The sequence below is a fragment of the Winogradskyella damuponensis genome (assembly GCF_039538385.1).
In the GTDB taxonomy this organism is placed as follows: Bacteria; Bacteroidota; Bacteroidia; order Flavobacteriales; family Flavobacteriaceae; genus Winogradskyella; species Winogradskyella damuponensis.
This window is the reverse complement of record NZ_BAABCB010000007.1, coordinates 316,488-335,983: the sequence shown is the minus strand read 5'-3', so window position 1 is coordinate 335,983 and position 19,496 is coordinate 316,488. Positions and strand designations below refer to the sequence as shown.

The following is a 19,496-nucleotide window of genomic DNA, read 5'->3' as shown; positions in this document are numbered from 1 at the left end:
TTATTTTACTGATAGCCTTCGGCTTGTAGTGAGAACAATTCAGAATACAAGTTTTTATTCGTCATAAGTTCTTCGTGTGTGCCTATTTCTAATACTTTTCCGTGTTCTAGGACTAAGATTCTGTTGGCTTGGCGAACAGTGCTAAAACGATGTGAAATAATAATACTTGTTTTGCCTTCTGTTAAACCTATAAAACGTCCAAATACTTCACTTTCTGCTCTAGCGTCTAATGCAGACGTGGGTTCGTCCAGAATCATAACTTCAGCATTTTTCATATATGCCCTTGCTAAAGCCACTTTTTGCCATTGTCCTCCAGATAATTCCTGACCGTTAGAAAATCGCTTTCCTAATTGCTGATTGTAGCCATGTTTTAACTCGGCAACAACATCGTTGGCCAAACTTAATTCTGCGGCATTTTCAATTTTAGATTGGTTTTCTAATTCGTCAATATTTCCAATAGCTATATTTTCTCTCACTGTAAATTCATATCTAAAGAAATCCTGAAATATAACACCAAAATATTCTTGATATTCGGCAATATTAAAGCGGTTAATATTGATGCCATCCAATAGAATTTTACCTGATGTAGGTTCGTAGAATCGTAATAGTAGTTTTATTAACGTCGTTTTTCCTGCGCCATTCTGACCAACAAAAGCTAATTTTTCGCCAGCTTTAAGATTAAAACTTATGCCTTTTAAAATTTCTACTTCAGAATTAGGATACGCAAAATGGACATCTTTAAACTCAAAGCCTTTAGTAATATGCTTTGGCAGCGGCATATTCTCTTTTGCTTTTGAAACAATTGAAATGTCTATAAAATCAAAATAATCTTTAAGGTATAAGGCGCTTTCTGAAATTCGAGTAAATTTTGAAAAGAAATCTTGAAGGTTTCGCATTAAGCGATTAAAAGAACCGGATAAAAATGTTAATTCACCAAGTGTTATTGCTCCCGATAGCACACGATAAATAATAAATACATAAGCTCCATAATAACTTAAAGAGCCTAATACATTAAACAGAAACCCTAAAGCAGATCGTTTAATGGCTAATGTTTTGTTGAGTTGGTAATACTCTTCAGAAAGGTTTTTAAAGCGATTGACCACAAAATCAGTTAAGCCAAAAAGTTTAATTTCTTTAGCGGTTTTGTCGTTTGCCCCAATAAAACGTAAATAATCCAATTCGCGTCGTTCAGAAGTCCAGCTTCGAGCCAAAGAATATTGTCGTTGGCTATAGCGTACTTCGTTTATAAACGAAGGAATTATACTTAAAACAAGAAGAATAATTAGGTAAGGTTCAAAATAAATTAAACCAGCGATAAGTGTGGTGATGGAAATGGCGCTTTGTGCTTGTCCAAGTACGTTAGACATTAACGCAACTCTACCTGTAGTTTGCGTTCTGGCACGTTCTAGTTTATCGTAAAACTCTGAGTCTTCGAGTAAACTAATGTTAATTTGATTGGTTTTTTTTATGATGGTGACAGAAGTTGCAATATTATATTCGTCACCAAGTAAACCATCAGTTAATGAAATAGCTCTACTTATTAAATCTGAAAGAATAATTAAGCCAAACTCAACGGCAACATAGGTCCACAGTGTGTAATATTCTGGATTATCAAGTGAAATTTGTAAAATAATTTCATCAATAATTAATTTACCAATCCATAAAATAACAACAGGAAGTAAGGCGCCAATAAGCCTACAAAAAGCGGATAATAAGAAGAGGCTTTTGTTAACTTTCCAAATTTCTTTGAAAAATCGAGGAATATAGATTAAAGCATTAAAAGACGATTTAATGTTTGTTTTTTGATCGTCTTTTAATGATGTGGGTTTGTGTCTTGGCATTTAGAAATTTAGGTTAAAGCATCCCAAGTTCTAACTTCGCTTCTTCGCTCATTAAGTCTTGAGACCAAGGTGGATCAAAAGTGATTTCTACTTCGGCATTTTTAACTTCGTTGATAGATTTTACTTTTTCTTCAACCTCTAAAGGTAATGTTTCTGCTACAGGACAGTTAGGTGTTGTTAAGGTCATTAGAATTTTTACTTCTAAATCTTCGTTTACAAAAACGTCGTAGATTAATCCTAATTCGTAGATGTCTACAGGGATTTCAGGATCGTAAATCGTTTTTATAACCCTTAGTATTTTTTCGCCTAACATTGCAGTATCTATAGTTGTGTCGCTCATAATTTAGTTGTTTTGTTGTTAAATAGGTGTGTTAATTGTACCTGTAAAAGGACTCAGTAGTAACCCACTTAATTTAATTGTGTTTGGTACGCAATAGCATACAATTTTAGTTGTTTTATCATGCTCACTAAGCCATTGGCTCTAGTTGGTGATAAATGCTCTTTTAATCCTATTTTATCAATAAAATCAGTGTTGGCTTCAATAATAGCTGTAGGATGCTGATTAGAAAAAGCTCTAATTAATATTGCAATAATGCCTTTTGTAATAATAGCATCACTATCTGCTGTAAAGTTTATCTTATCACCTTCTAAATTAGCATGAACCCATACTTTACTTTGGCAACCTTTTATTATGTTGTCTTCAGTTTTGTATTTTTCATCAATTAAAGGCAAGTCTTTTCCTAGGTCAATCATGTATTGGTAGCGTTCTTCCCAATCTTCAAACATAGAAAACTCATCTATAATTTCATTTTGTACTTCTTCAATAGTCATAGTCTCATTCTTTTGTGCAAAATTACAAAATCGTTAGTTTTTAACGGTGTTTTCTTTAATGGATAACACTTTATTAACTAAAGCTTTTACAGCTTCTGGTGGATTTCCATGGTCAAAAGCTGGTGTCATGTATTGTACATCACCATGTATTATAGCTAAAGTAGCGAGAGGAGCTCCATCGTATTGATGCTTTGTAGACGGAGGAACTAAATTATGAATGGTTTCAACTTCTACAGCTTCAATCAATTTGTTTAAAGCCTTCCAATCTTCAGGGTCTGTATTAAATTTATCTATTTTCTGAAGATTTTGATCTTTTGAAATTAATAGTTTTGTTTTTGAAATCGTGATGTAGTTAAAAGAGCCTCTCGCTACAGTTTGATATTTAACAGTAGTATTGTCTTCGTAGTTTACAGTAGCACTTCTTTTAGATGCGGTAATGCTATTTGTTCCTTTGAAAACAACAGTGTCATTTGAATAGAACGAAATTTCATTCTCTTGTGTTGAAAATGAAGTAACCGAATTCAAGGCTTTTAAGAGTTGGTTTTCAATATCCATTATTGGGTTAGGACATAATTTTCTTGATGAACCAATACTACCAAAAGATATCGTATTATTTTCTATTGAATAATTCCCGAAGAAGCTATTACAACCTGCAAATCCTGCGACTTTATTATTGGTGTCGTCAAAATTAATTACAATTTTATTTGAAGAAACATCCGTATCTCCAAGTTGTGTTATGTTGTAGGTTCCAGAAATTGGTTCTTGCATTTTTTTGCTATTTTCTATTGCTTTCTTAGACGAATCACAAGAATTTAATGTGGCTAAAAGCATAAATAAACTAACTAAAATTTTCATCTGTATAATATTTTATACTGTAAGATACATATTTGATGCCAAAGTCTAAGATAACATCATTATTGCCTTTTTAAGCGCTACAATAAATGTGTCAATTTCTTCTTTGGTGTTATAAAACATAAAAGAAGCTCTTATGGTACCTGGAATTTTATAAAAGTCCATAATAGGTTGTGCGCAATGATGACCTGTACGGACTGCGATACCCATTTTGTCTAAAATGGTTCCAATGTCATAAGGATGAATAGTGCCTACATTAAAAGATATTACAGAGGTTTTCTCTTTTGCTGTGCCGTAAATTTTTAAACCTTCAATTTTAAGTAACTGTTCTGTTCCGTAAGCTAAAAGTTCATTTTCGTATTTGGCAATATTTTCAAAACCTATGTTATTCATATAGTCTAAAGCGGCTCCAAAAGCAATGCCTCCACAGATGTTTGGTGTACCAGCTTCAAATTTATGAGGTAGTCCAGCATAAGTCGTTTTTTCGAACGACACTTCTGCAATCATTTCGCCTCCTCCTTGGTAAGGTGGTAATTTATTTAGCCATTCTTCCTTTCCGTATAACATACCAACTCCTGTTGGTCCACAAATTTTGTGGGCAGAACAGACATAGAAATCAACATCTAACGCTTGAACGTCTGGTTTTAAATGCGGACAAGATTGTGCGCCATCAATTAAAACAGCAGCGCCAACAGCATGTGCTTTTTCTATAATAGATTCAATAGGATTTATAGTTCCTAAAGCATTTGAAATATGGTTTACAAAAACCAATTTCGTGTGTTCGTTTAAAAGCGCATCATAATCCGAAAGGATTAATTCGCCATTTTCATTCATAGGAATGACTTTTAAAATCGCTCCTGTGCGCTCGCAAAGCATTTGCCATGGCACAATATTACTGTGATGCTCTAAAGCAGAAACAATAATTTCATCTCCTTTTTTTAAGAGTGAAGAAAAGCCGTTAGCAACTAAATTGATACTATGCGTTGTACCAGCAGTATAAATGATTTCGTAACTGTGTTTAGCATTAAAATGTTTCTGAATTTTAATACGTGCTTGCTCATAAGCATCCGTTGCTTCCTGGCTTAAGCTATGCACACCTCTATGAATATTTGCATTGTAATTACTGTAATAATCTACAATAACATCAATGACTTGCTGAGGTGTTTGCGAAGTTGCAGCATTATCGAAATATATGAGTGGTTTCCCATTAACCGTTCTGTTGAGAATGGGGAAGTCTTTTCTTATTTTTTGTACGTCTAACATGGGCTTAATTCCTAGTTACAAAGATACAACGCATTGTTCTTAAAGAAAAACTTATAATTAGTCATTAAAATATTTAATACACATTTTATTAGGATACATTTATATAAAATGTATATTTGTGATATGTATAGTAAAGAATTAACAAAAGGAACATTGCAACCTATCATTTTAAAACTTATAAATGAAAAGGGTAGAATGTATGGTTACGAGATTACACAAGAAGTGAAAACGATGACTTCAGGAAAAATAGATATTTCGGAAGGTGCATTATATCCCATTTTACATAAGCTTGAAGCGAAAAAGGTTTTAGAAACGGAAAAAGTTTTTATTGGTAAGCGTGTTCGGAAATATTATAAAGTCACTAAAGAAGGGAAGAAAATGGTAGAGACTGTTACTGAAGAAATCAATGATTTTATTGAGACCTTAAATTTAATTTTTAACCCAAAACCGATATAATCATGGAATTATCAGAAAAGCATATCGCCTTTATTGAAAACAATTTAACCTTATATGGTGTTAAAAATAAAGATTTAAGAGAGGATTTACTGGACCATATCTGTACATATATAGAGCATCAAAATTCTGATGATTTTAATGCAATATATCAACAAGCGTTGCAGAAATTTGGTGGGTATTCTAGTTTTCAGAATTTACAATTAGAAACGAATTATCAAAAGTTTGCGAAGCAACTTATGACATTCAATAAGTTGAAATTCTCTGCAGGCTTTATGGTGATTTTATTGTTGGTTGTTAGTTTGGTTTTTCAGATGATGCAATGGCCTTATGCTAATGCTTGGTTACTTGGCGCTATTGTTATTGCTGTGTTAGTCATACTACCAGTTCATTTTTACGCGAGCTATAAAAAATCTATTCACAAATTTTCTTAAATCATTTTATCATGAAGAAATCATTTTACATCCTCGGATTTATTACTTTTTTTATTCTCGGTATTGGTGCTATGTTCGAGTTTTTGACTTGGCCATACAGAGGAATCATTGTTTTTATTGGCTTTCTATTTCTTAATTTTGGACTTATTCCAACCTATTTCTATCAAAAATATAAGCAATGTTCAATTTAAGAAGCACGTGCTTATTGATTGGTGTGTTTGTCTTTTTAAGTTCAAAAGCACAAACAAATGCAAATCTAAAAATTGATGAATTGTTAGCAACATATGTTTCTAATGATACACCAGGATTGAGCGTAAAGGTGATTAATCAAGGGCAATCTATCTATTCTAAAGGTTTTGGGCTTTCTAGTTTAGATTATAACATTAAGAATTCTGATTCTACCGTTTTTAGTTTAGCATCCATTGCAAAACAATTTACAGCTTCGGCTATTTGGGCTTTGGCAAATGATGGTGAAATCAGTTTAGAGGATGATATTAGAATGTATTTGCCAGAATTTCCAGAGTACGAAGAAACCATTAGAATAAAACATTTACTGAACCACACGAGTGGTATTCGTAATTATATGACATTAATGTACTTGGCAGGTTTTGATTATGATACTCATTATTACGATAATAATACGGTTTTAGATTTAGCCATTAAACAGAAAAATTTAAACCATTTAGTTGGCGAAAAAGTGAGCTATTCTAATACCAATTATAATTTATTGGCTATTATTATTGAGCGTATTTCAGGGCAAAACCTGAATGAGTATTTGAAAGAGAAAATTTTGAATCCTTTAAAAATGAATTCAACTTTTGTAAGAGTTGAATATGGAAAACCCATTAGTAATAAAGCGGTTGGTTATCAAAAACATCGAGATGGTTACAGGTTTTATACAAATGACCAATTGAGTTATGGTGCAGGAAGCATGGGATCTTCAGTAAATGATATGGCTATTTGGATGCAAATGCTGAATGACCAGATTTTAGAATTTAAATCTTTAGCGGAATTTTTAAAAACGACTGAAACTCTAATTTCAGGAAAGAATGCGAAATACGCACGAGGATTAATGTTAGATAATTATAAAGGTTATGAAACTGTAAATCACAGCGGATTTGGTTTTGGTGGACGTTCACAATTAATTACAGTTCCAGAAAAGCAAATAGGCATTATAGTTCTAACTAATTCGCAAGGGATAGATGCTCCAAGAATAGCGTATCAAATTTTAGATATTTTGATGAAAAATGGCGAAAGAATTAAAAATGAAAAGGAAGAGGAAATGGTATTCAAGGCACAAAATTTTAAAGAATTTATTGGCGAATACAAAGAAATTAATAGTGATATGACTATAAAAATATTTGTAGAAAATGACACGCTAAAATCAGTTGGCTCTATGGGAAGAACTGCTGCAGCTCTTGTGCAATATGACGAAAATAAGTTTCATAGAACGCAAAGTCAAAATGTGAAATACGATTTTACACCTTCAGTATCTCACGATATGATTATTTCATTTGGTGGTACACCATTTTATTTTGAACAAGCTAACTTTATTGATGCTGAATCTGTTGAAGTCTCAGATTTTGTAGGTAATTTTTATTCTGAAGAATTGGATGTTGTTTATCGTTTTTTTGAAGAAGACGCAATGCTTAAATTAACTTATGCAGAAAAGGAAAACGTAAATTTACATCCTGTTCAGTTAAATCAATTTGGAAATAATGATAGAACGCTTTATCATTTTATAAAAGGTAAAAATGACACCATTACAGGTATGCTTTTATCTTGTGATGGCACTGTAAAAGAGATTGTATTTAAAAAAGAAAAGGATCGCTAAATAGCAATCCTTTTTTACATTATATTTTTTGGTAAAACTTATAAGTCAAACCCAATATTTACACCTAATTTCTTAGCGATAATCTTAGTAATTCTATTTTTAAGTTCTGGTATTTTAACTGAATCCATAACGTTGTTACTAAAAGCAAACATTAGCAATGCTCTTGCTTCTTTTTCCGGAATTCCTCTAGAGCGTAAATAAAACATAGCGCTTTCATCTAATTGACCAATTGTACAACCGTGAGAACATTTTACGTCATCTGCAAAAATCTCAAGTTGAGGTTTAGTGTTGATGGTAGCCTTGTCGCTCATTAAAACATTGTTGTTGGCTTGGAATGCATTGGTTTTTTGCGCTAGTTTTTCAACAACAACTTTACCATTAAAAACTCCTGTTGAGCTATCGTTAAAAATACCTTTATAATCTTGGTGACTTTCACAATTTGGTTCAATATGATGCACTAATGTGTTGTGGTCTACATGTTGTTTGTTACCAATGATGGTGATACCTTTCATGGTAGAATCAATACGTTCACCGTTTTGGTAAAAGTTAAGATTGTTTCTAGTTAATTTTCCGCCAAAAGAAAAGGTATGTACTTTGGCTAAACTCTCTTGTTTTTGATTAACAAATGTATTGTCTATTAAAGAGGCGTTTTCTTTATCGTTTTGAATCTTGTAATAATCTACAATAGCACGTTTGTTTGTGAAAATCTCCGTAACAGAATTTGTTAAAACAGGATTGTCTGTTAAACTCTGATGACGTTCTATGATTTGAACATGTGCGTTTTCGTTTACTACAATTAAGTTACGAGGTTGTAACATTACGGCAGCTTCACTTCCTGTTGAAAAATGAATGATCTGAATAGGCTTATCAACGACTTTATTCTTAGGAATGTTAATATACGCTCCTTCACTTGAAAAGGCAGTATTTAAGGAAGATAAACTATCTTTTGCAGCAATTTTATTGAAATAATTATCAATAATAACTTTATATTTTGGTTTTGTTAAGGCTGCAGACATTAGGCAGACATCTAAACCGTCATGTGTAGTTTGTGATAAATGCGATGCGTATTTACCATCGATAAAGATGATTTTATAAGCATCAATTTCGTGAATAAAATATTTTTTTACATCATTAAATTCTAGCTTGTTTTCATGTTTAGGAAACACGCTATAATCGTGCTTTAAAACCGAATTCAAGGATGTGTATTTCCAGTTTTCTAATCGTTTAGTAGGAAACCCTTCAGCTTCAAAAGTCTTTATGGCTTCAGTACGAATGTCATGTATTGACGAGTGCACATCAACGGTGTCCTCAAAGGCCATAAATGACGATACTAATTTTTCTTTTAAACTCATTTTTTTAAGTCTTCAGTAATAAGTCCTCAGTCGGCAGTTCGCTCAATGGCAACTATAACTGTGAAATTAATACTTGATTTAATGTTTTTGCTACAAATGGTCACATTTGAGTAAGTTACTACTTACTGATGGCTGACCACTGTCCACTAATTAAGCGTTAACCTCTTCTTTAATCCAATCGTAACCTTTAGCTTCTAGCTCGTGTGCTAATTCTTTTCCTCCAGATTTTACAATTTTCCCATTGTATAAAACATGAACAAAATCGGGTACAATATGATCTAATAAACGTTGGTAGTGTGTAATGACAATAACAGCGTTGTCTTTAGATTTTAATTTGTTTACACCATTGGCAACAATACGAAGCGCATCGATATCTAGACCAGAATCAGTTTCGTCTAAGATGGCTAATTTTGGTTCTAACATAGCCATTTGAAAAATCTCGTTACGTTTCTTTTCTCCACCAGAAAATCCTTCATTTAGAGAACGTGATAAGAACTTACGGTCTATTTCTAAAAGCTCAGATTTTTCACGAATCATTTTCAACATGTCTTTAGCAGGCATGTCGTCTAAGCCTTTAGCTTTACGTGTCTCATTAATTGCTGTTTTCATAAAGTTAGTGACACTAACTCCAGGAATTTCAACAGGGTATTGAAATGATAAAAACACCCCTTTATGAGCACGTTCTTCGGCGGCTAATTCTTCTATATCTTCATTGTCTAGTAAAATGTTACCTTCGGTAACTTCGTACTCTTCTTTACCAGCAATTACAGAAGCTAAAGTACTTTTACCTGAGCCATTAGGACCCATTATAGCGTGAACTTCTCCTGCTTTAACTTCTAAATTTATACCTTTTAATATGGCTTTGTCTTCTATACTTGCGTGCAAGTTATTAATCTTTAACATAGTCTTAATTTGCTAATTTTATAACGTCTTTTGATTCTGGATTAGGTGTATCTACCTTTAATATTTCTTTTATTTCTACTCTGTATTGCCAGCCTTCTTCGTCTTTAGGTTTTTCAAATTTTCTAACACGTACGGTAACCGGAACCATATCAGTAGCTTCTTTTTTAAATGGCTTTACTTGGTTCTCTAAAAGCTGTAGGTTTTCATCGATAACGACACCGTAAATTTCTGATGGTGTTTGTAAAACAGCTGCATCTGCATAATAGACGAAGTCGCCTTTAAGGGTTATAAATCCATCGTTTTGGTCGTAAGATTTTGAACGATTTTCTTCTAAGTCAACAGCTTGTTTTGTTTCGTTTTTACAAGCGAACATTACTAAAGCTAAAATAATGATAAGATTGATTTTTTTCATTTCGAAAATTTTATACTCTAAGCATTTTATCAGTACTCAGAGTGTGATGACATATTATTTTAATTATCCTACAGAACCTTCTAAACTTATTTCTAATAGTTTTTGAGCTTCCACAGCAAATTCCATTGGTAATTTATTTAAGACTTCTTTACTAAAACCATTTACTATTAGGGCAATGGCTTTTTCGGTATCAATACCTCTTTGGTTACAGTAAAATATTTGGTCTTCTCCAATTTTACTTGTGGTGGCTTCGTGCTCAATCATGGCACTTTTGTTTTTTGCTTCTATATATGGGAAGGTGTGTGCGCCACATTCATTTCCCATTAATAAACTGTCACATTGAGAAAAATTACGTGCATTATCTGCACGAGACCCAACCTGTACTAGTCCACGATATGAGTTTTGAGATTTACCAGCAGAAATTCCTTTAGATATAATCGTTGATTTTGTGTTTTTACCTAAATGAATCATTTTGGTACCAGTATCTGCTTGCTGATAATTATTTGTTACTGCGATAGAGTAAAATTCGCCTACAGAATTATCTCCTTTTAATACACAACTTGGGTATTTCCAAGTTACAGCAGAACCTGTTTCAACTTGTGTCCAAGAGATTTTAGCGTTTTTCTCACAAAGGCCTCTTTTAGTTACGAAATTGTAAACGCCGCCTTTTCCTTCAGCAGTTCCTGGGAACCAGTTTTGTACTGTTGAATATTTTATTTCGGCATCATCTAGTGCAATTAATTCTACAACGGCAGCGTGCAATTGGTTTTCGTCTCTACTTGGTGCTGTACAACCTTCTAAATACGATACGTAACTTCCTTCGTCTGCAATGACTAAGGTTCTTTCAAATTGTCCAGTTCCTGCCTGATTAATTCTAAAATAGGTAGATAATTCCATTGGGCAACGAACGCCTTTTGGAATATAACAGAATGACCCATCGCTAAATACAGCACTATTTAGTGCTGCATAAAAATTATCTTTCTGAGGTACAACAGTACCAAGGTATTTCTTTACTAATTCAGGATGCTCCTTTATGGCTTCAGATATGCTCATAAAGATGATGCCTTTTTCACCTAAGGTCTTTTTAAATGTTGTTGCAACAGAAACAGAATCTACAACAATATCCATAGCAACATTGTTCATCTTTTTTTGTTCATCAACAGATATTCCTAGCTTTTTATACATTGCTAAAAGATCCGGATCTACATCGTCTAATGTTTTATTAGGATCTACAGCAACAGGTGCCGAATAATATGCAATAGATTGAAAATCGGGTTTTTGGTAATGTACATTTGCCCATTCTGGCTCAGTCATTTCCTTCCAAGCCTTAAAAGCTTCAAGTCTCCATTCTGTCATCCATTCTGGCTCTTCTTTTTTCTTTGAAATAGCGCGAACGATGTCTTCATTTAATCCAATAGGAAATGTTTCAGATTCAATATCTGTATAAAAACCATATTCATACTCTTTGGTTTTTAATTCTTCTCTAAGATCGTCTTCTGTATATTTTGACATGTGTGTTTTAGTTTTTTAAAGTGAAAAAGATTCACCACAACCGCAAGTTCGGTTAGCATTAGGATTGTTAAATACGAAACCAGTTCCGTTTAATCCACCAGAATATTCTAAAGTTGTACCAATAAGGTATAGAAAGCTCTTTTTGTCTACAATAATTTTAATGTCATTATCTTCAAAGACTTTATCGTCTTCTACTTGGGATTTATCAAACTTTAACTCGTAAGATAAACCAGAGCAGCCACCACTTTTTACACCAACTCTAACATAGTCTGTGCTTGGGTTGAAGCCGTCATCAGTCATGAGTTCCATGACTTTCTTTTTTGCCTGATCTGAGACTTTAATCATATCGTTTAACTAGATTAGTTCTAAATAGAATGCAAATATACGATATAACAAAGGTTTTACCATAGGTACTAACATTATATTAGCATATGGTTTGATAAGATTTGGCTATCAATGCAAATGTGTAACAAAAGTGCAATTAGAAGGCTACTTTTGTTTTTGTGATACGTTTTGTAAGACGATATAACTCTTGTAGCGTATCTTTAATTTGGGTGTTAGAAAACGTATGGTTTTCAAAATTTCCGTGAACATCTGTAACCACAACTACATCGCAGTGCGAACAAGTCATTTCAATAGAGTGATCTAAATTGGTTTTTGATCTTACATAATTATGACCAAAAACGGAACACGGTAAGGTTTCTGTTGGTTTAGGTTTCATACTTAATATAGACTTAGGGATGACCAATTTATAAAACCATATTCAATTTAAGTTAAAATACCTGATTTTTCGATGAAATACATAAAAATTGTAATTTCGAAAGGTGAAATTAATTCTGATACAAGGGGTTAGTAATAAATGTAGAATCTGAAAGTGTCAATAAGAAGGCTTTTAAATCGGCTTTATCTTCATCTGTAAGCTGAACTCCTCCTTGGGCAATTTGTTTCATTAATGGGTCTATAGTTGCCGAATTTTGAAGTCCTTCACTGTAGTGATTTATTACTTCATCTAGCGTGCTAAATCTACCATCGTGCATATAAGGTGCTGTAAAAGCTAAATTACGTAGTGAGGGTGATTTAAATTTTCCGTTGTCATTTGGATCTCCTGTAACGGTTCCTAAACCTAAGTCTGTAAAAGTGGCATCTAAACCATTGTTATGGAATAAGTTATCTGTCCATAATGGGTTGCTGGGGTTGCCATGGCAATGAAAGCAATCTCCCTTATCTTCTCTTAAAAAAACATCTAAGCCGTTTAATTCTTGAGCTGTTAAAGTGGCATTGCCCAAAGTGTAATTATCAAATTTTGAATTTGCAGAAATTAAGGTGCGCTCAAATTGAGCAATTGCTTTAGTGGTTAGTTCTTTGGTTATGGTTGTTGTTTTAAAAGCCAATCTAAAAAGTTCTGGATATTCAGGATGTGCTTGTAATCTTGAGACAACATTGTCCCAGTTGCTATGAAGTTCTATTGGATTTTCTACAGGTTCTTCGGCTTGTCTTTCTAAGCTTAGAGCGGTGCCGTCCCAATTAAAACGTTCGTTGTAATTCCAAGCTAAATTAAATAAAGGCATAGCATTACGAGTACCAAAAACACCATCTATACCTACACTTGTTGCTGTGTTATCTGTAAAAGCATTTTGTGGTGCATGACAGCTGGCGCAAGCTTGTGTGCCATCTGAAGATAAAATAGTATCGAAAAATAATTTTTTTCCTAATGCAACTCCTTCAACTGTTTGTGGATTATTGGTTGGGATAATAGGTGGGATAATATGGTCCGAGAATATTTGTGGAATAGTTAAAGGTTGAGGTATTGGTTCATAACTTGTTGTATCATCACTGGAGCAGCTTAGACATGTGAGAATTAATGCTGATATTAAGTAGAGCCTTTTTTGCATAAAACTGTGACTTATTGACTTACTGTTCCTAAACTAAAAACACTCTGTCCGTTATCAAACATCATTATTTGTGCTGTAGAATTTGGCATGAGCATTTGGTTAAATACATTCAAATCCCAAAGATTCGGGTTTTTAAACCATTCTGCAATATTCATTTGTACTTCAATTTCGGTATTTGCCGAAATAGTTATGGTGCCTAAATCTACTGAAAAGAATGTGTCTTGCGGAAATGTTGGGTTTGTACCAGCGTTATCAACTGCTCTAATAGCGTGGTAATTGAATCCTTGTTCTTCATTAGAGGTGTTGATAAATTTACCATCAAATTGCATGTAATGATAACCGCCTCCCATCATATCTGGTACATTGAATGATGCCGAATTTAAATCGAGATAATTTTCAGCGTTGTCTTCGTTATCCAATCCAAATGTGAATGAAACATTATATGAGCCAGTAGGTATTTCGGTTGTATAGCTTAAACCGCTATTATTTGTGACATCGACTAAATTGTAGTTGTCTAAAACGATGCTTTCGTTGGTGCTGGATGTAAACGTAATATCTGAGATTATATAGCGCAATCTTTCAATGCTTAACAGGTTTCCTTTGGCATTAGTGTATTCAATGCTGTTAAAATTTGCATTAGTGATTAAAGTCCCGTCCCAGTTATGCGTAAAATTGAATGTAGCTATTGATTGCGGACTTAAATTATCATCATTGTCTTCGCTACAGGAGGTGAAACTCAAAAGTATAATTAGGGTAAGAGTTAAAATCTTTTTCATAGGTATTGCTGTTGTCATTATTTAATCAATTTTTACAATTAATAAATCTGTGAATCCTTTATTTTCTATAATATCTCCATCATTGCTTGTGCTATCTCCTACGGCAATAGTTGAGCCGTCATTAAGTTCTGCAACACTATAAGCAAAATCTATATTTGAACCGCCAATAGTAGTTTCCCATTGCAAATTACCGTTGTTATCTACTTTTAAAATCCAAGCATCGTTTTGTCCTTTATTTTCAGAAACATCTAAATCATTACTTCGAGAACTTCCAGCTAAAATAAAACCGTTATTTTGAGATTTAACAATAGAACGGGCCACGTCAAAACTTGAACCTCCTATTGTTTTTTCCCAAAGTAAGTTGCCTTCTGGTGATATTTTGATTAACCATAAATCTGCAGCTCCTTTATTGTTAGAGATATCATTGTCATAGCTTCTTGTGTCGCCAGCAATTAAATAATTGCCATCATTAGTTGAAGTTATGGCTCTGGCTTCGTCAATTTGAGTGCCGCCAAAAGATTTTTCCCAAGCCAAATTACCTACTGCTGAAATTTTTACAATCCAAAAATCGTAAGTGCCAATGTTATTAGAAATGTCGGTATCGTCACTATCCGAGCTTCCTACTATTATAAATCCATTATCTTCGGTTTGAATAACACCATTAGGTGTGTCTGTAAAGTTGCCGCCAAAGTACTGACTCCATTCTATTGTGCCTGTTGTGTTTAGTTTTATTGCCCAATAATCTCCACCAGCATGTCTGTTTGTGTTTCTAGAGGTGTTTCCTTCACCGCCAGAAGCAGTAACGTCTAAAATTCCAGTAAGCAAATAGCCTTGATCATTGGTTTGAATAACTGAAATTCCTGAATCGGCTCCTTGAAATCCAAATGATTTTTGCCAAGATAAATTGCCGTTAGCATCTAGTTTTGCTAACCAGTAATCTTGTAATCCTGAGTTGTTATTAAGGTCTCCATCGTTACTAAAACTAAAGCCTAAAATAGCATAACCACCATCTTGAGTTTGTATGATTGAACTCCCGCGTTCATCTGCAGAGCCTCCAAATGTTTTTTGCCATTGTAAATCTCCCGAAGCATTGTATTTTAATACCCAAAAATCAAAACTTTCATTGGTTTTATCAGTAATGTCTCCATTCATACTTTGGGTAAACCCTAGTATGGCATAGCCACCGTCAGTAGTGGCAACAACAGATTGTCCGCTATCGTTTTTTGTGCCTCCTAAGGTTTTGACAAAACTCACATTAACAGTGGGAGTTAATGTAATAGCGTTATCCTTGCTGCAACTCTCTAAAATGAGAAGAATTAAGATGTAAAATATAAAGAATTTAGGTTTAGGTAGCATTTTATTCTGTGAGTCTAACTATAAATAAGCCACCTTCAATATCGCTTACTACAATATTTCCGCTTGCAAAAAAAGGATAGATATTCCAGGCACCATTAAATGCTGTATTGTTATTTGTAGGAAATGTATCTATATATCCTGTTTCGACCATTATTCCCGAATTAATATTAGAGATATCAACAGCTCTAATACCTGCGGAATAATTAGCAATATATAAGGTGTTGTCAATCACGTAAACATTATGGTCTATAGCAGCTGTTGGGCCTAAATATTCCATGTGAAAAGTCGGGTTGTCAAGATCTGTAAAATCGAAGACTAAAGTTCTAGAGTTTGAACCAAAATTAATTTCATCTAATTCGTCACCTAATATAAAATAGGTCATATCTTCCGTAAACCAACCTTGATGTGTGTAGCCTATGTTGCTGTAATCTATGGTTGATATTTGTGTTGGGGCATTTTTATCTGTTACATCTACAATAACGACTTCATTTTCATTGCTGCCTATTAGTACTTCTTTGCCTGTGTAATCTGTATCTGGTCCGTTATAAGTAACTACTTGAGCGTCGTGAGAGTAAGAATCATCTGCATGTCCTCCCGCTGCTGTAGGGTTTGATGGGTTTTGAATATTTACAAAATGTGGTCCTCCATTAAATGTATTGGATCCAACAATATATGCAAAACCACTATCTTCATTAATTACAATATTATGTGCGTTTCCAAATTCATTATAATTAGCATCTGCAGTGAAGGTTTGCGGAGGGTTTTCTACATTTCTAAGGCGTGTTAAATCAAAGACTTGCATGCCATGACCTGCTGCTTCGCTTACTATAAAAGCATGGTTGTTATAAACTTTAATATCGCGCCATAGACTATTGGTGGTAGCTGTTGGTAGTCTTCCTAATAAGATGGGATTTGTAGGATCTGACATATCAACAAAAGCAGAACTCGTTGTAGTGCCAATTAAGGCGTATTCTTTGCCTGTTTCTGGGTCTGTCCAGCCCCAAGAATCATTGCCTTCGGCACCAGCGCCTCCTAATTCTTCAACAGAAATATGGCTCATTAAATCAAAACCGTCGCAAGGGTAGGCGCCAGCCATTCCATTGACGCAAGGAAATTGGGCTTCAGTAACAGGGTCGCTTGTTCTGGTAGTGTCGTCGTTAGAGCAATTGGTTAGCATAAATAATGCAGAAGCCATAAAAGCCCAAGTGTTAAATTTCATAATCTTTTTTTAGCAATTTAAGGAATTTTTAGTGTTGAAATAAAATTCATTTAGTATAATGTACTTCTATGTCAGAAAAGCATAATATTTTTGCATTATGATTGAAGATAAGAACCCACAGCGAACTCCTTTAAGTGAATTAGGAGAATTTAAACTTATTGAGCATTTAACAGATCACTTTAAAGTGACTCAGAAATCAACCATCAAAGGTGTTGGCGACGATGCTGCTGTTCTAAATTTTGGAAAAAAGCAAATTGTTGTTTCAACAGATTTATTGGTTGAAGGAGTACATTTTGATTTAAGCTATGCTCCATTAAAGCATTTAGGTTATAAAGCAATAGTTGTTAACCTTTCAGATATTTATGCCATGAATGCTATGGCAACGCAGGTTACAGTTTCTATTGCTGTGTCTAATCGTTTTCCTTTAGAGGCACTAGAAGAATTATATGCAGGAATTACATTAGCGGCAAAATTTTATAATGTCGATGTCGTTGGCGGAGATACAACTTCTTCCACATCTGGATTAATTATTTCGGTAACTGCAATTGGTGAGGTTGAAAAAGGTAATGAAGTTTTAAGATCTGGAGCAAAACCAAATGATTTAATTGTGGTAACAGGTGATGTTGGTGGCGCTTTTATGGGATTGCAGGTTTTAGAGCGTGAAAAAGAAGTCTTTAAAGTTAATCCTAATAATCAGCCCGATTTATCTATGTATACGTACATTATTGAGCGTCAGTTAAAACCAGAAGCTCGTAAGGATGTAGTTGAATTATTGAAGGAGTTAGGTGTAAAACCAACGAGCATGATTGATGTTAGTGATGGAATTTCATCTGAAATCATTCATTTATGTAAGCAAAGTAAGGTTGGTGCAGATATTTATGAAACAAAAATACCATTAGATCCTCAGGTGATTTCTACTTGTGAAGAATTCAATTTAGATAGCACAACTATTGCTTTAAATGGTGGTGAGGATTATGAATTATTAATGACAATTTCCCAAGAAGATTTCCCTAAAATAAAAGGTAATCCAAACTTAACGGTTATAGGTTATATAACAGAAGAAGATAGAGGAATGCATTTGGTAACTAGAGCAGATGAAAAGATTCAGATAATTGCTAAAGGTTGGAATGCTCTTAAAAATCAAGAATAAAAAAACGTTGGCTTTTTTCTAAGCGTTTTGTATGTACACGATGTAATACAGAATTAATTTCTTTGAACTTAGGTGTTAAAGGAATAAATTTTCCATTACCATCAATGGTCATTTCAGATTTACAATTTTTGCACTTGTATTCTTTTACATGGTAAGTCACTTCTTTGGAGACCTTGTAGTCATGACCAAATAATGAGCAATAAACGTTTTTCATTAACTAGTTTTCTTATAGGGATTAGTAATCTCGTAAAGGACTGTAATATAAGAAAATTAGTTACGAAGAAGTTATTAACAATTAACAAATCGATGAACTGAGCATTTTTTGCTTTAAACGCATCGTTCTGTTGTTGTAAATGCGTTCTAGTGCCGAATTTATTTCTTGACGTTTGGCTGTTAATTCTGTAAGTCTTCCATTGCTGTTTGTTGTTAACTGTTTTTTACAGCACTTACAAGTGTACTCTTTTACATGATTGGTTACTTTTTTACTTATTTGATAGTTATGGCCAAATAAATCACAGTATAGTTTAGTAGGTTTCATACAGGTTTGTTTTACAATTTATTTTTGAATCTATGATACAAGTTTAGAAAAAAAAGACAAACAAAACGTTTAAGTGGTTTATTTTTCGACAAAGTGTATTAAATTGTAAGTTAATTCTGATTTATTTTCAATATGACTCATATGTCCTTCTGAAAATTCTATATACTCAATATCTGTACCTGTAATTTTATTAATAAGCTGCTCACCGTCTATTAAGCCGTCTTTTTTGCCAATAATAATTAATTTGTTCGCTTTGAGGTTTTTTAAAACTTCAAAACGATTGGGTCTAAGTTTCATGCCTTCTGAGGCAGCGATGTAGCCTTGAACCGGAGTTTGTAAAGCAATTTGTAAAGCGTTGTTAAGCTTATTTTTAAATTTAAGTTTGCTTTCAGGGGCAAATAGATTTACAAAAGACATGCGTACTAAATTTTGAAAATTTGTTTTAGCCATGGCATTGGCTCGTGTTCGTAATAGTTTTTTTTCATCATCATCTGCTTCAAACGTAGAATTCATTAAGCATAAGCCTTTAACTACTTCGGGTTGTTTCTCTGCAAGTGCTAAAGCCACATAGCCTCCCATAGAATGTCCAATGAAATTTGCGTTCTTAATATTGTGATGTTTTAAAACCGCAATAACCGCTTCTGCCATATCCTCCATAGTATGTATATAGCCCAAACAATCCGTTTGTCCGTGGCCAAGTAAATCAATACCTATAACTTGATGTGTTTTTGATAATTCTGGAGTTATATCATTCCACATGGCAACAGTTTCAAGAAATCCGTGTAGCAAAATGATGGGGTCACCTTTGCCTTCAATGCTGTAGTAAATCTTGCTGTTTTTGTAATCTATATTCATGATTACAAAGATATATTTTGAAA

23 protein-coding genes are annotated in these 19,496 nt (G+C 33.6%); 5 read left to right on the top strand and 18 right to left on the bottom strand.

The window, feature by feature from the left end:
• Positions 1 to 5: 5 nt before the first annotated feature.
• From ABD730_RS05640 to ABD730_RS05620, 5 genes are all read right to left on the bottom strand, one after another.
• The gene (locus ABD730_RS05640; RefSeq protein ID WP_344713142.1) at positions 6 to 1,841 is read right to left on the bottom strand and encodes an ABC transporter ATP-binding protein; all 1,836 of its coding nucleotides are present in this window, start codon (positions 1,839 to 1,841) and stop codon (positions 6 to 8) included.
• A gap of 13 nt (positions 1,842 to 1,854) precedes the next feature.
• Positions 1,855 to 2,181, bottom strand: a complete 327-nt coding sequence (locus ABD730_RS05635) for an iron-sulfur cluster assembly protein (protein WP_215928272.1) — start codon at positions 2,179 to 2,181, stop codon at positions 1,855 to 1,857.
• A 68-nt stretch (positions 2,182 to 2,249) separates the two neighbouring features.
• A complete protein-coding gene (locus tag ABD730_RS05630) occupies positions 2,250 to 2,672 on the bottom strand; it encodes a SufE family protein (protein ID WP_215928271.1) in 423 nt (140 codons plus the stop codon).
• Between the two features lie 33 nt (positions 2,673 to 2,705).
• Positions 2,706 to 3,527 (bottom strand): META domain-containing protein, encoded by an 822-nt coding sequence (locus ABD730_RS05625; RefSeq protein WP_344713140.1) that lies wholly within the window; start codon positions 3,525 to 3,527, stop codon positions 2,706 to 2,708.
• A gap of 45 nt (positions 3,528 to 3,572) precedes the next feature.
• On the bottom strand, positions 3,573 to 4,787 hold the full coding sequence (locus ABD730_RS05620) for an aminotransferase class V-fold PLP-dependent enzyme (protein ID WP_344713138.1): 1,215 nt from the start codon (positions 4,785 to 4,787) through the stop codon (positions 3,573 to 3,575).
• Positions 4,788 to 4,910: 123 nt separating this feature from the next.
• On the opposite strand from ABD730_RS05620, the gene ABD730_RS05615 reads away from it, so the two are divergent.
• Genes ABD730_RS05615 through ABD730_RS05600 form a run of 4 tightly spaced genes read left to right on the top strand, consistent with a single transcriptional unit; the run spans position 4,911 to position 7,508 of the window.
• Positions 4,911 to 5,243 (top strand): PadR family transcriptional regulator, encoded by a 333-nt coding sequence (locus ABD730_RS05615; protein WP_115817209.1) that lies wholly within the window; start codon positions 4,911 to 4,913, stop codon positions 5,241 to 5,243.
• 2 nt (positions 5,244 to 5,245) lie between these two features.
• Positions 5,246 to 5,674, top strand: a complete 429-nt coding sequence (locus ABD730_RS05610) for a hypothetical protein (RefSeq protein WP_344713134.1) — start codon at positions 5,246 to 5,248, stop codon at positions 5,672 to 5,674.
• An 11-nt stretch (positions 5,675 to 5,685) separates the two neighbouring features.
• The gene (locus ABD730_RS05605) at positions 5,686 to 5,865 is read left to right on the top strand and encodes a hypothetical protein (RefSeq protein ID WP_092466156.1); all 180 of its coding nucleotides are present in this window, start codon (positions 5,686 to 5,688) and stop codon (positions 5,863 to 5,865) included.
• Complete coding sequence (locus ABD730_RS05600; protein WP_344713129.1) at positions 5,853 to 7,508, top strand: serine hydrolase domain-containing protein; 1,656 nt, start codon at positions 5,853 to 5,855, stop codon at positions 7,506 to 7,508. Before ABD730_RS05605 ends, ABD730_RS05600 begins: the two co-directional genes overlap by 13 nt.
• A gap of 38 nt (positions 7,509 to 7,546) precedes the next feature.
• Here the strand turns inward: ABD730_RS05600 and sufD are convergent, their stop codons facing one another.
• The 10 genes from sufD to ABD730_RS05550 form a co-directional block, all read right to left on the bottom strand.
• Positions 7,547 to 8,860, bottom strand: a complete 1,314-nt coding sequence (gene sufD / locus ABD730_RS05595) for a Fe-S cluster assembly protein SufD (protein ID WP_215928263.1) — start codon at positions 8,858 to 8,860, stop codon at positions 7,547 to 7,549.
• A gap of 150 nt (positions 8,861 to 9,010) precedes the next feature.
• Positions 9,011 to 9,763: a Fe-S cluster assembly ATPase SufC gene (gene sufC / locus ABD730_RS05590; protein WP_215928261.1), complete on the bottom strand. Its 753-nt coding sequence runs from the start codon at positions 9,761 to 9,763 to the stop codon at positions 9,011 to 9,013.
• Positions 9,764 to 9,767: 4 nt separating this feature from the next.
• Positions 9,768 to 10,175 (bottom strand): hypothetical protein, encoded by a 408-nt coding sequence (locus ABD730_RS05585; protein ID WP_334468358.1) that lies wholly within the window; start codon positions 10,173 to 10,175, stop codon positions 9,768 to 9,770.
• Between the two features lie 63 nt (positions 10,176 to 10,238).
• Complete coding sequence (gene sufB, locus ABD730_RS05580) at positions 10,239 to 11,687, bottom strand: Fe-S cluster assembly protein SufB (RefSeq protein ID WP_334468356.1); 1,449 nt, start codon at positions 11,685 to 11,687, stop codon at positions 10,239 to 10,241.
• A 15-nt stretch (positions 11,688 to 11,702) separates the two neighbouring features.
• Positions 11,703 to 12,032, bottom strand: a complete 330-nt coding sequence (locus ABD730_RS05575) for a HesB/IscA family protein (RefSeq protein ID WP_215928256.1) — start codon at positions 12,030 to 12,032, stop codon at positions 11,703 to 11,705.
• 136 nt (positions 12,033 to 12,168) lie between these two features.
• Entirely contained in the window at positions 12,169 to 12,408 is a 240-nt protein-coding gene (locus ABD730_RS05570; protein ID WP_215928255.1) for a hypothetical protein, read from the bottom strand.
• Between the two features lie 109 nt (positions 12,409 to 12,517).
• Positions 12,518 to 13,579 (bottom strand): cytochrome-c peroxidase, encoded by a 1,062-nt coding sequence (locus ABD730_RS05565; RefSeq protein WP_344713126.1) that lies wholly within the window; start codon positions 13,577 to 13,579, stop codon positions 12,518 to 12,520.
• A gap of 11 nt (positions 13,580 to 13,590) precedes the next feature.
• Entirely contained in the window at positions 13,591 to 14,355 is a 765-nt protein-coding gene (locus tag ABD730_RS05560; protein WP_344713124.1) for an MbnP family protein, read from the bottom strand.
• A gap of 21 nt (positions 14,356 to 14,376) precedes the next feature.
• A complete protein-coding gene (locus ABD730_RS05555; RefSeq protein ID WP_344713121.1) occupies positions 14,377 to 15,711 on the bottom strand; it encodes a hypothetical protein in 1,335 nt (444 codons plus the stop codon).
• Position 15,712: 1 nt separating this feature from the next.
• On the bottom strand, positions 15,713 to 16,930 hold the full coding sequence (locus tag ABD730_RS05550; RefSeq protein WP_344713119.1) for a choice-of-anchor B family protein: 1,218 nt from the start codon (positions 16,928 to 16,930) through the stop codon (positions 15,713 to 15,715).
• Positions 16,931 to 17,027: 97 nt separating this feature from the next.
• Here ABD730_RS05550 and thiL point away from each other — a divergent pair, with 97 nt between their 5' ends.
• Positions 17,028 to 18,080, top strand: coding sequence for a thiamine-phosphate kinase (thiL, locus tag ABD730_RS05545; RefSeq protein WP_344713117.1), 1,053 nt, complete (start codon positions 17,028 to 17,030; stop codon positions 18,078 to 18,080).
• Here thiL and ABD730_RS05540 read toward each other — a convergent pair.
• The 3 genes from ABD730_RS05540 to ABD730_RS05530 all read right to left on the bottom strand — a co-directional run bounded on the left by ABD730_RS05540 (position 18,064) and on the right by ABD730_RS05530 (position 19,473).
• Positions 18,064 to 18,294 carry a hypothetical protein gene (locus ABD730_RS05540; RefSeq protein ID WP_215928246.1) on the bottom strand — a complete coding sequence of 77 codons (231 nt, stop codon included), beginning with the start codon at positions 18,292 to 18,294 and terminating at the stop codon, positions 18,064 to 18,066. The genes thiL and ABD730_RS05540 overlap by 17 nt on opposite strands.
• An 81-nt stretch (positions 18,295 to 18,375) precedes the next feature.
• Positions 18,376 to 18,618, bottom strand: coding sequence for a hypothetical protein (locus ABD730_RS05535; RefSeq protein WP_215928245.1), 243 nt, complete (start codon positions 18,616 to 18,618; stop codon positions 18,376 to 18,378).
• A 78-nt stretch (positions 18,619 to 18,696) separates the two neighbouring features.
• Positions 18,697 to 19,473 carry an alpha/beta fold hydrolase gene (locus ABD730_RS05530; RefSeq protein ID WP_344713113.1) on the bottom strand — a complete coding sequence of 259 codons (777 nt, stop codon included), beginning with the start codon at positions 19,471 to 19,473 and terminating at the stop codon, positions 18,697 to 18,699.
• Positions 19,474 to 19,496 lie beyond the last annotated feature (23 nt).

Excerpts from the sequence above, each read along its gene's own strand:
- ABD730_RS05640 (WP_344713142.1), bottom strand. The coding sequence starts at position 1,841 with ATGCCAAGACACAAACCCACATCATTAAAAGACGATCAAAAAACAAAC.
- ABD730_RS05635 (WP_215928272.1), bottom strand. The coding sequence starts at position 2,181 with ATGAGCGACACAACTATAGATACTGCAATGTTAGGCGAAAAAATACTA.
- ABD730_RS05630 (WP_215928271.1), bottom strand. The coding sequence starts at position 2,672 with ATGACTATTGAAGAAGTACAAAATGAAATTATAGATGAGTTTTCTATG.
- ABD730_RS05625 (WP_344713140.1), bottom strand. The coding sequence starts at position 3,527 with ATGAAAATTTTAGTTAGTTTATTTATGCTTTTAGCCACATTAAATTCT.
- ABD730_RS05620 (WP_344713138.1), bottom strand. The coding sequence starts at position 4,787 with ATGTTAGACGTACAAAAAATAAGAAAAGACTTCCCCATTCTCAACAGA.
- ABD730_RS05615 (WP_115817209.1), top strand. The coding sequence starts at position 4,911 with ATGTATAGTAAAGAATTAACAAAAGGAACATTGCAACCTATCATTTTA.
- ABD730_RS05610 (WP_344713134.1), top strand. The coding sequence starts at position 5,246 with ATGGAATTATCAGAAAAGCATATCGCCTTTATTGAAAACAATTTAACC.
- ABD730_RS05605 (WP_092466156.1), top strand. The coding sequence starts at position 5,686 with ATGAAGAAATCATTTTACATCCTCGGATTTATTACTTTTTTTATTCTC.
- ABD730_RS05600 (WP_344713129.1), top strand. The coding sequence starts at position 5,853 with ATGTTCAATTTAAGAAGCACGTGCTTATTGATTGGTGTGTTTGTCTTT.
- sufD (WP_215928263.1), bottom strand. The coding sequence starts at position 8,860 with ATGAGTTTAAAAGAAAAATTAGTATCGTCATTTATGGCCTTTGAGGAC.
- sufC (WP_215928261.1), bottom strand. The coding sequence starts at position 9,763 with ATGTTAAAGATTAATAACTTGCACGCAAGTATAGAAGACAAAGCCATA.
- ABD730_RS05585 (WP_334468358.1), bottom strand. The coding sequence starts at position 10,175 with ATGAAAAAAATCAATCTTATCATTATTTTAGCTTTAGTAATGTTCGCT.
- sufB (WP_334468356.1), bottom strand. The coding sequence starts at position 11,687 with ATGTCAAAATATACAGAAGACGATCTTAGAGAAGAATTAAAAACCAAA.
- ABD730_RS05575 (WP_215928256.1), bottom strand. The coding sequence starts at position 12,032 with ATGATTAAAGTCTCAGATCAGGCAAAAAAGAAAGTCATGGAACTCATG.
- ABD730_RS05570 (WP_215928255.1), bottom strand. The coding sequence starts at position 12,408 with ATGAAACCTAAACCAACAGAAACCTTACCGTGTTCCGTTTTTGGTCAT.
- ABD730_RS05565 (WP_344713126.1), bottom strand. The coding sequence starts at position 13,579 with ATGCAAAAAAGGCTCTACTTAATATCAGCATTAATTCTCACATGTCTA.
- ABD730_RS05560 (WP_344713124.1), bottom strand. The coding sequence starts at position 14,355 with ATGAAAAAGATTTTAACTCTTACCCTAATTATACTTTTGAGTTTCACC.
- ABD730_RS05555 (WP_344713121.1), bottom strand. The coding sequence starts at position 15,711 with ATGCTACCTAAACCTAAATTCTTTATATTTTACATCTTAATTCTTCTC.
- ABD730_RS05550 (WP_344713119.1), bottom strand. The coding sequence starts at position 16,930 with ATGAAATTTAACACTTGGGCTTTTATGGCTTCTGCATTATTTATGCTA.
- thiL (WP_344713117.1), top strand. The coding sequence starts at position 17,028 with ATGATTGAAGATAAGAACCCACAGCGAACTCCTTTAAGTGAATTAGGA.
- ABD730_RS05540 (WP_215928246.1), bottom strand. The coding sequence starts at position 18,294 with ATGAAAAACGTTTATTGCTCATTATTTGGTCATGACTACAAGGTCTCC.
- ABD730_RS05535 (WP_215928245.1), bottom strand. The coding sequence starts at position 18,618 with ATGAAACCTACTAAACTATACTGTGATTTATTTGGCCATAACTATCAA.
- ABD730_RS05530 (WP_344713113.1), bottom strand. The coding sequence starts at position 19,473 with ATGAATATAGATTACAAAAACAGCAAGATTTACTACAGCATTGAAGGC.